This is a genomic window from Actinokineospora sp. (assembly GCF_050699995.1).
In the GTDB taxonomy this organism is placed as follows: Bacteria; Actinomycetota; Actinomycetes; order Mycobacteriales; family Pseudonocardiaceae; genus Actinokineospora.
On record NZ_JBOHGC010000477.1, the window covers coordinates 1 to 9,497 of the forward strand.

A 9,497-nucleotide genomic window follows, 5' to 3' on the forward strand; every position below is an offset into this window, starting at 1 on the left:
GTCGCCGCGACCGTGACCTTGACGCAGAAGTCGTCGACCACCGCGCCGGCGGCGTTCCACCGGCCGGCGATCTCGCGCAGCGGCTCCTCGACGCTGGGCGCGACGGTGACCTTGAGCGTCGCCGGGCCGCGGGAGCACTCGCGGCCTCGCTCGGCGGCGCGCTCGTCGGCGACGTAGCGCAGCCAGTTGGCGCCCAGCCACAAGGCGATCATGAGCACGACGAGGCCCAGGACGAGAACCGACCGCCGCAGCGCGCTACGACGGCCGACCACACGTTGTCGAGGCATTGCCAACCGTTGCGAGTGAGGGACCTCTGGTGAGTTCATCTCTCGCAGCCCGCCGTTACCAGCGAGCGGTCCCCGTCTTGCCCACCGAAATGGTGCGGGGTTGACGCTTCACAGCCACCTGCCGAGCCAGGCTCGGTCTTCTGGTCGGCTCCACGTCCGTTTACCGTCTCCCGGCCACTCCGGGCGACGTACTGCTTGAGATTGATCGCCGCGTTGAGATCGCGATCGAGCACCACACCGCAGGCATCGCAGGTGAACACGCGCGTGGCCAGCGACAGCTTGGGTTTCACCGTCTGACAGGCCGAACACGTCTTGGAGGAGGGGAACCACCGGTCGGCGACCTCAACCAGGCCACCGTTCCACCGGGTCTTGTAATCGAGTTGGCGGCGGATCTCACCGAAGCAGGCGTCGGCCAGGTGCCGGGCCAGTTTCCGGTTGCGGAGCATCCCAGCGACGTTGAGATCCTCCACCACGATCGTGCCGTAGATTCCGGCCAGGGTCGTGGTGAGCTTGTGCAGCTCATCACGGCGTTGGTTGGCCACCCGGGTGTGCAGGCGGGTCACCTTGCGGCGGGCGGTTTCCCAGCGTTTCGAGGGGCGGGCCCCGGTGCGCCGGTCGGGTCCTTGGCGGCGCGACAGGGTCCGCGATGCCCTGCGCAGTCCACGCAGCGCCTTGTTCAGGTGCCTTGGGTTGGGCACACACTCCCCAGTGGAGAGCACGGCGAGGGTGGTGATGCCCACGTCCACCCCGACCCGCTGGGCGGGCCTGGTCGGTGTTGCCTGGGTTCGGTGGATCTTGACGGTGAACGCGCAATACCAGCGGCCGGCTTCGCGGCGCACCGTCGCGGACAAGATCCGGGCGGTGCCCGCCTCTAAACGGCGGGCCAGTTTGCGCGTGGACTCGTGGGTCTTGATCCGCCCCACCCTCGGCAGGGTGACATGGTGGCGGTCTGGCTCGACCCGGATCACCCCGGTGGTGAACCGCACGCTCGGTGTGGCCCGACGTCGGGACTTGAACCGGGGAAACCCGACCTTGCCGCCAGCGCGCTTGCCGGACTTGGAGTCGCCGAAGTTCTTCAACCCCCGGGCCACCCCGTCCAAACCGGTGTTGAACGCCTCCTTGGAGCACTCACCCCACCACGGTGCGACCTCACCCTTCGCCTGGTTCCAGGCCCGACGCAACGCAGGCAGGTTCCAGCCCACCCCCGGGGTCAGCTGATCGCCGTCAAGGCCGTAGGTGCGTTCCGCGGCCCGCTGCCCGATGTTGGCTTTCACCCGGGCCAACGCCCAGTTGTAGGCGAACCGCGCCGCCCCGGCGTGTCGTTCAAGGTCCCTGGTCTGCCCCGGGGTCGGGTCCAGGGCGAACCGGTACGCGTGCACCACAACCATGTCAATCAGCCGAATCACCGGTCTCAGCCGCGTCCAACACCACGACCCGGCGACCACACGCGGCCAGCGACGCCGCCCGATCCTCGAACCCGAACCACACCAACCGATCACAGTGCTCCACGACGACGACCGTAACGGCAGGGACCGACAAGAACCTTGAGGGAGCCTGCGACAAAACGCCGCTCTCTCAAGGTCACCTACACACACCACCGCTCCCTCACCGGACAACAGTTGCCAACCCTTTCGTGCGCTCGCGGACAGAGATGCTGTCCGTAGTCGGCGCCCGGCAGAGGCACTCTATTAGGTGAACTGCGCGCGTCAAGGGTCTAACTGTGAGTAGAACTCTCCAGTAGGACGTCGCACAACGCGATCAGCTTGAGCCGCAAGGGTTCGGCGCGTCGGACGAACTCCGACTGCCTGCGCGCGTACTCGGCGCGGCCACGCTCGGTTTCGATCCGCACCGGCTCGTAGCCCAGCGGGGACAGGTCGTACGGGCTCGCCCGCATGTCCAGCTCACGCACGTCCGATGCCAGGTCGAAGCAGTCGGCCAGCAGGTCCGACGGGGTGTACGGATCGAGCTTGTACGCCCACTTGAACAAATCCATCGTCGCGTGGAGACAGCCCGGCTGCTCCATCGCGATCTGCCGGTCCCGGCCCGGCTCCAGGGTGTTGAGCGGTCGCGCGGGCTCGGTGAAGAACCGGAACGCGTCGAAGTGGCTGCACTTGATCGTCTGCGTCTCGACGACCTCGTCGGTGCCCGCAGCGCCGAGCCGCAGCGGCCAGTCGACGTGCCGGATCTCCGACTCCGGCTGCCGGTAGACCATCGCCCACTCGTGCAACCCGAAGCAGCCCAGCCGAGGCGGCCTCGACACCGTGGCGGCGAGCAGGTCCCGGATGAACCGGGCACTGCGCCGCCTGGACTCCGGCAACGCGGCGAGATCGACCGTCACACCCGAGTCGGTGGCGGTGTACGCGGGCCAGCGCAGGTACGCCCGCGCCGACTCGCCCGCCAGCACCACGCCCGCGCCCGGGTGCCACCGCTCCAGGTGCGCGGGCCGGTGCGAGTAGTACGTGAACAGGAAGTCCAGCACCGGGTGCTTCTCGCCACGCGCCCGCCGCGCCTGGTGCGGCTCGGTCCACGCGCGCATCCGCTCGACGTGCGCGTCGCGTCGGGCGTGCCAGTCGGCCTCGTCGAGCAAGATCATCTCAGCCACCGTTGGCGATGTGCGTCCCGTCCCGCACGGTGCCCACGTACTCCTCGACGAGGTCCTCCAGCGCGACCACGCCGAGCACCGAGCGGTCCGCGGCCACCGCCGTCGCCAGGTGGCTGTGCGCCCGCCGCAGCGCGCTGAGCGCCTCGTCGACCCGCGAGTCCGCGGGCAGCTGCGGCAACCCGCGGACCCGCGAGGCGGGCAGCCGGGTCGCCGGGTCGGCGTCGACCTGGTCGAGCACGTCCTTGACGTGCACGTAGCCGGTGATCGACCCGTCGGACATGCGCACCGGGAACCGCGAGTAGCCGGTCTCGGCGACCGCGCGCTCGATGTCGCCGAGGGTCGGCGGCGAGGGCACGGTCTTGAGCTGGTCCAGCGGCACCATCACGTCGGCGACGGTCCGCTCCGCCGAGGACAGCGTCTGGGTGAGCCTGCGGTGTTCGGAGTCGTCGAGCAGCCCCTCGCGCCGGGACTCGGAGATCAGGTTCGCCAGTTCGTCGCGCGTGTAGGCGGTCTCCATCTCGTCGCGCGGCTCCACCTTGAACAGCTTGAGCACGAACGTCGACGCCAGCGTGAACAGCGCCAGCACCGGCCGGACGAGCTTGCAGAACGCGTAGTGCACCGGCACCAGCGCCATCGCCACGCCTTCTGGTCCGGCGATGGCCAGGTTCTTCGGCACCATCTCACCGATCACCGTGTGCAGCGTGACCACTATGCCCAGCGCGATCGCGAACGCGACGCCGTGCAGCACCGCGGGTGGGATGTCGAGGGCGTGGAACGGGCGCTCCAGCAGGCTCGCGATCACCGGCTCGGACAGGGCGCCCAGCCCCAGCGAACACACCGTGATCCCCAGCTGCGCGCCCGCGATCAGCAGTGGCAGCTGCCTGCCCGCCTCGATCGCCACGGCCGCGCGGTGCTTGCCCTCACGGGCCAGCGCTTCGAGCCGGTCGCGCCGGGCGGTGATGATCGCGAACTCGGCGCCGACGAAGAAACCGTTGCCCAATAACAGAAAGATGGTCGCCAGCAGGGCGAGGATGTCGGTCATGCGGTCACCTCGCGAACCTTGGCGACGCGCAGCTCGGCGACGCGGTGGCGGTCCATCCGCATCACCGTGATGAGCCAGCCGGCATAGCGCAGATCGTCGTTCACCGACGGAATCCTTCCGAGGCGGTTGAGGACGAACCCCGCCACCGTCTCGTAGTCGCCCGGGGGCATCCGGAAACCGGTCGCGTCGGCCAGTTCGTCGTCGCGCAGCAGACCGGACACCATCCAGCTGTCCTTGCCCAGCGGGCGGACCGGGTTCACCTCGCCGCGGTCGTGCTCGTCGCGCACGTCGCCGACGATCTCCTCGATCAGGTCCTCCAGGGTGACCAGCCCGGCGGTGCCGCCGTACTCGTCGACCACGACCGCGACCTGCAACCCGGAGCCGCGCAGCCGGTCGAGCAGGACGTCGCCGTTGAGCGTCTCCGGGACCGTGGGCACCGGGCGGGCCAGTGAGGCGGCCTTCGTCGTCGCACGCATCGCGTGCGGGACACCGAAGACCTGCTTCACGTGCACCACGCCGCGAATCTCGTCCAAGTCGCCGCCGTGCACCGGGAACCGCGAGAAGCCGGTCGCGCGCGCGAGCGCGATCAAGTCGAGCGCAGTGGCGTCCGCGCGCAGCGCCTGCACCTGCACGCGCGGGGTCATCAGCTCGTCGGCCGTGCGGTCGCCGAAGCGCAGCGACCGGCTCAGCAGCGCGGCCGTGCCCGTGTCGAGCGTTCCCTTGGCCTCGCTGGAGCGGACCAGGCCGCCCAACTCGTCGGGGGAGCGGGCCGACCGCAGCTCCTCCTGGGGCTCCACGCCCAGGCGGCGCACCACCCAGTTCGCCGACCCGTTGAGCGCGTTGATCAGCCAGCGCAGCGCCGAGGAGAACAGTGCCTGCGGACCGGCGACGGCACGCGCGGTCGGCAGCGGGCGGGCGATGGCGAGGTTCTTCGGGACCAGCTCGCCGAACACCATCGACAGCGACGTCGCCACGATCAGCGCGATCGTGATCGCCACCGCGTCGGCCGCGCCCTTGGGCAGGCCGACCAGCGCGAGCAGCGGCTCGATGAGCCGCGCGAGCGCGGGCTCGGCGATGTAGCCGGTGATCAGCGTGGTGATCGTGATGCCCAGTTGCGCGCCGGACAGCTGGAACGACAGGGTCCGGTGGGCCTTCTGGATGGCCAGGGCCCGCCGGTCGCCGACTTCCTCGGCGTGGTGGTCGACCTGGCTGCGTTCCAGGGTGGTGAGGGAGAACTCGGCGGCGACGAAGAGCGCCGTCCCGAGTGTGAGAGCGAAGACGGCCAGCAGGCCGAGGACGCTGAGCAGGGGACCGGTCACCAGGCATCACACCTGGATACCGGGCCGGTATGGTCGCCGGGACTCTCTCCCGGCCCGGTACTGCGGCCCGGTGATTGTGCTTGACGCACGGAAAAGGTCACTCCTTGGACATACGAGATTTGCGTACGCCCATTCTAGGGAATCGATTGCCGCTTCCGCGCGGCCACGTCAAGTATGTCGCCCCGCCCCACCCACGGTCATGCCATACGGCTGGTCCAGCACGTCCACCACCGCGGTGGCCACCCAGTTCGCGGCTTCCGGGACGGTGCGATATCCGGGGAACGAGTTGACGTCGACGATGACCGGCCCGCCCGGATTGATCAACAGATCGACCCCCCAGCACCGGAGTCCGCATACCCGCGCCGCCGCGCGTGCGATCTCGCCCACGCGGGGGTCGGGCTGATCCACCACCTCGCGATGGCCGTCGGCCCGGCCGGGATGGAACCGGGTCCGCCGGACGGCGTAGCGGTCACCGACCCCGTACACCTTGACGTCGAACCCGTCACCCCCCACCAGGTCCTGGACAAGCCACGGCCCCGGCCCGGGCATCGGGGCGGCGTCACCCGGGTGCCAGATCGCGACGCCCACCCCGTGCGCCCCACGCAGCGGTTTGACGACCTTCGGGATGTCCGCGCGCGCGAGCAACTCGCCGACCGCCGCCGCGTCACCGGCAACCGACGTGTCCGGGACAGGCAGGTGGGCCGTGTCGAGCAGGAGGTGGACACGTGCCTTGTCCGCGACCCGAAGGGTGGCCTCGACCGAGTTCAGGCATCGCGCCCCGCGGTCCGCGGCGTAGCCGCCGACCGCGCACACCCCCGCATCGTCTCCCTTGAGTAGATAGATGTCCGCGGCCGGGATCATCTCCGGCCGCCACGGCCTGCTGACGTCGAAGACGAGCAACTCGACCGCGCGATCCCGCAGCGCGCGGCCGAGCGGGCCGAGTAGTGGGTTGCGTCCCGGCGCGTCGCCCGCCTCGACCAACGCGCACGCCCGGATCACTGGTCGACGCCCAGGTCGTCCGGGCAGGCGGGCGGAAACCGCACGCCATCGTCGAGGAAGGCGAATCGGTAGTACCGGTCGGCCACCGCGCGGGTGAACGTCCCAGTCGGCCGCAGTCCGCTGACCAGTCCCAGGGCGTCGAGCACTCCGTGCTCGGCGATCAGCGCCCGCAACCGCTTGGTCTGCGGATCGACCGCGGTCACCCGGTCGTCGGCGAACCCGTAGAGCAGCGCGGCGGCGACGCCGAGCGCGAAGTGGGCGGGCAGGCGGGGCGATCCGCCCACCCGGCTCAGCAGCCGGACCGGTCCGAGCAGCCGGTCGCGGGGCCCGAGTTTGCGGATAGGCTCTCGGGCCACCCTGGTGATCGGGTCGGCCAGTTCGGCGTCGGCGAACCGGGCCAAGATCACGCCGACCGGCCGGTGCACGTCCCGCTGCGTGTCCACTGTGGCTGATCGGGTCAGCATCGGGTAGGCGTGCAGCGTGGCCCGTCGGGCCTCCAGCAGTGCGCCCGCCACGACCGGGCGGACGAACGGATCCCCAACCGCGCTGTCGAGCGTCTGGTGTCCGCGCAACCAGCCGAGGTAGGCGGTCAGCGCGTGTCCGGCGTTGAACCCGTAGATCTTCTCGTGCAGCCGGGCGCGATAGTGCCGACTGCCCGTGACCCCTGGCAGCGGCGGAAGGTCGCTGGTCAGCGGCACCTCGTCGACGACGAGCCCGCGATGGGCGTCGCCGACGAACTCCGGCCGCCCGTCGCCATGCCAGGAACCGCGGCCGACCACCACCGAGGCGACCGCCCCCGCCACGCCGAACGCGGGCAACTCCACCTCGCGCGCGTGCGCCGCCCGCTCGATCGAGGTCCGCAGCCGCCCGGCGCAGGCGTCGTTCTCCACCGACCAGATGTCCACCCTGGCGCCACCCCGTTTGGCCAGTCCGGTGGCCAGCGGGTCGCCGAGCTGCCCGACATTGCCGACACCGACGCTGGTCACCACGAGATCGGCCTCGGCCAGCGCGTCGTCCAGGTCCGGCCCCCACACCGGCACCACCCCGGATACCGAGTCCAGGCGACCGGGCTCGCCGGTCTCGCGGACCAGCCAGCCGCCCTCGTCGGCCACCCGCTTGGCCGTCTCCTCGGTTCGGCAGCCCAGACTCACCTGGTAACCGGCGGTTCGGAACAGCGGGGCCAGGTAGCCGCACCCGATCCGGCCCGCACCGATGATCACCACCCGCGACGATCGGCGTGCCCTCGCCGTCATTGCCGCACCACGCGGACCATCCCGCGCTGGTTCGCGCTTCCGGCGACAGCCGTGCGCAATTCGCCTGCCAGGAACGGTTTGGTCAGGTAGACCGTCGCGCCGGCGGCAAGGCAGGCCGCCCGGCTGGCTGGGTCGTCGCGGGCGGTCAGCACGACCACCGGCAGGCCGGGCTTGGCTGTGCGCAACCGCCGCAGCACCTCGCGCCCCGACATGCCGGGCAGGCCGAGGTCGAGCACCACGGCGTCGACACGGTCCGCCATCGCCAGGAACAGCCCGAGGTCGCCGTCCTCGGCTACAACCACCTCGTGGCCGTCCAGACGCAGCGCCTTCGCGATGAGGGCCGCGATGCGTGGCTCGTCCTCGACGACCAGCAGGCGTGCCATGACATCTCCTTCCACAGGCGAACAGCATGTGACTCGGCGGTGAGCGCTCGATGAACCGCCGATGAAAGGGAGCTCATCCGTCCAGGTGGCGCGCCAGATGCTCGACCAGCAAGCCGACCACGCCGGGAACACCCTTGAAACCGGGCATCCCATTGACATCGACCACGACCGGTCCTCGGGGGCCGGACACGACATCCACCCCGCACACGCACAGCCCCAGCGCCGCGCGGGCCTCCGACGCCGCCGCGGCCAGGTCGGCGGTGACCACCAAGGGCCTGCCGTGGGTGTCGGCGGGGGTCAGCGGCGGCCAGCGGCGCAGCCGTCCGACCACCGCGGACCCGATCACGTAGAGCTTGCGGTCCCATCCGTCACCCGGCACGCGCTCCTGCACCAGCCACGGCCCGGCGCCCTCGGGCGACACCTGTGCGCCTGCGCCGACCAGCGACACACCGCGGCCGCGGCTGCCGCGCGCCGACTTAACCACCATCGGCGTGGCGGCGGGCCGGGCGGTCAGTTCGCCCGCGTCACACACCACGCGGCCCGTGGGCACGTCGACCCCGGCCGCGCACAGTCGGCGCCACACCACGAGACGATCACCGGCCGCCGCGAGCGCGGGCGGCGGAGAACACCAGCGCGTGCCCGCCGCGGTCCACTCGGCCAACCCTGCCGCGTCCTCGGGCGAGAGGGACCGGCCCACCACGAGGTCCGCCGTGGCCATCAGGCTGGGCGCGGCACCGACGGGGCAGCAGTCCACCGTGAACCGCCGCTCGCGCAGCCCCTCGACGACCGCGGGCAGCACCGAGCGCGGCCCAGGCGCGCGGCCCAACACGAACACGACCCGCCCGGCGCCCACGGTCACGTCCCCCCGGCACGATCGAGCACGCGGAGCCTGCGGGAGAGGACGAGTTCGGTGCCGACACCGAGCGCGGCCCGCGTGAGCAGGAACGCGGCGAGACCCCACACGTCCCACAGCAGGGCGGCGAGCAGTGGACCGACGGCCTCACCCACCGACAGCGCGCTATCCAGATTGGCGGTGACCCGGCCCGCGCGCGGGCCTGCGGTGGTCGACGCCTGGGCGAGGTGGGTGGCCCAGGTCGGCCGGAACGCCGCCTTGCCCGTGTCGTCCACCATGCGCCCGGCGAGCATCCCCGCCATGGTCGGCGAGACGAGGTAGGTCAGCGAGGACACGGCGTTGGCGATGCCCCGCGCTCCCGCCAGCGGGCCCGGTCCGCGCCGGTCGGACAGCCATCCGGCCAGTGGGCCGACGACGAGCAGGACCGCGACGGAGGCGGAGTAGATCAGGCCGATCTGCGCCGCGCTGAGCCCGGCCACCTCGACGGCGATGATCTGGAACATGCCGTGCGTCATGTGCGCGGTGAGCCCGGCCATCAGCCCCAGACCGCAGAGCAGCCGCAGCCGGGGGTCGCGCAGCAGCCGCGGGGGCTCGGCGACGACGGTCCCGGTATGCCACGGCGGCAGGCCGGACCGATGCCACGGCGGCACGGAGGCCCGGTCGGGCTCGACGCTCGGCGGGGCCGCCTCGCCGGGGCGCACCCCCGCCCACACGATCACCACCGACCCCGAGGCGAGCGCGGTGACCACGATCCAGAGG

Annotated in this window: 9 protein-coding genes and 1 pseudogene; all 10 read right to left on the minus strand. The window is 71.3% G+C overall.

All coding sequences use genetic code 11. The features are described 5' to 3' along the window. A pseudogene (locus tag ACRDSQ_RS23970) lies at positions 1-287 on the minus strand (hypothetical protein); the annotation flags it as partial. A gap of 35 nt (positions 288-322) precedes the next feature. After that, positions 323-1,675, minus strand: coding sequence for an IS607 family element RNA-guided endonuclease TnpB (gene tnpB / locus ACRDSQ_RS23975; protein WP_431424186.1), 1,353 nt, complete (start codon positions 1,673-1,675; stop codon positions 323-325). 326 nt (positions 1,676-2,001) lie between these two features. Then, positions 2,002-2,880, minus strand: a complete 879-nt coding sequence (locus ACRDSQ_RS23980) for a 3-methyladenine DNA glycosylase (RefSeq protein ID WP_431424199.1) — start codon at positions 2,878-2,880, stop codon at positions 2,002-2,004. 1 nt (position 2,881) lies between these two features. Further along, the gene (locus tag ACRDSQ_RS23985; RefSeq protein WP_431424188.1) at positions 2,882-3,931 is read right to left on the minus strand and encodes a hemolysin family protein; all 1,050 of its coding nucleotides are present in this window, start codon (positions 3,929-3,931) and stop codon (positions 2,882-2,884) included. Next, entirely contained in the window at positions 3,928-5,250 is a 1,323-nt protein-coding gene (locus ACRDSQ_RS23990) for a hemolysin family protein (protein ID WP_431424190.1), read from the minus strand. Before ACRDSQ_RS23990 ends, ACRDSQ_RS23985 begins: the two co-directional genes overlap by 4 nt. A 168-nt stretch (positions 5,251-5,418) precedes the next feature. After that, positions 5,419-6,249: an ATP-grasp domain-containing protein gene (locus tag ACRDSQ_RS23995; RefSeq protein WP_431424191.1), complete on the minus strand. Its 831-nt coding sequence runs from the start codon at positions 6,247-6,249 to the stop codon at positions 5,419-5,421. Continuing rightward, the gene (locus tag ACRDSQ_RS24000) at positions 6,246-7,502 is read right to left on the minus strand and encodes a hypothetical protein (protein ID WP_431424193.1); all 1,257 of its coding nucleotides are present in this window, start codon (positions 7,500-7,502) and stop codon (positions 6,246-6,248) included. The genes ACRDSQ_RS23995 and ACRDSQ_RS24000 overlap by 4 nt, the downstream gene beginning before the upstream one ends. Beyond that, the gene (locus tag ACRDSQ_RS24005; protein ID WP_431424195.1) at positions 7,499-7,885 is read right to left on the minus strand and encodes a response regulator transcription factor; all 387 of its coding nucleotides are present in this window, start codon (positions 7,883-7,885) and stop codon (positions 7,499-7,501) included. Before ACRDSQ_RS24005 ends, ACRDSQ_RS24000 begins: the two co-directional genes overlap by 4 nt. A gap of 73 nt (positions 7,886-7,958) precedes the next feature. Further along, on the minus strand, positions 7,959-8,738 hold the full coding sequence (locus tag ACRDSQ_RS24010) for an ATP-grasp domain-containing protein (protein WP_431424196.1): 780 nt from the start codon (positions 8,736-8,738) through the stop codon (positions 7,959-7,961). A gap of 2 nt (positions 8,739-8,740) precedes the next feature. Next, a partial coding sequence (locus tag ACRDSQ_RS24015) for an MFS transporter (RefSeq protein ID WP_431424198.1) occupies positions 8,741-9,497 on the minus strand: 757 nt, incomplete at its 5' end.

What these genes read in the sequence shown, in the direction of transcription:
- tnpB (WP_431424186.1), bottom strand. Translation starts at nt 1,675, where the DNA reads ATGGTTGTGGTGCACGCGTACCGGTTCGCCCTGGACCCGACCCCGGGG.
- ACRDSQ_RS23980 (WP_431424199.1), bottom strand. Translation starts at nt 2,880, where the DNA reads ATGATCTTGCTCGACGAGGCCGACTGGCACGCCCGACGCGACGCGCAC.
- ACRDSQ_RS23985 (WP_431424188.1), bottom strand. Translation starts at nt 3,931, where the DNA reads ATGACCGACATCCTCGCCCTGCTGGCGACCATCTTTCTGTTATTGGGC.
- ACRDSQ_RS24000 (WP_431424193.1), bottom strand. Translation starts at nt 7,502, where the DNA reads ATGACGGCGAGGGCACGCCGATCGTCGCGGGTGGTGATCATCGGTGCG.
- ACRDSQ_RS24005 (WP_431424195.1), bottom strand. Translation starts at nt 7,885, where the DNA reads ATGGCACGCCTGCTGGTCGTCGAGGACGAGCCACGCATCGCGGCCCTC.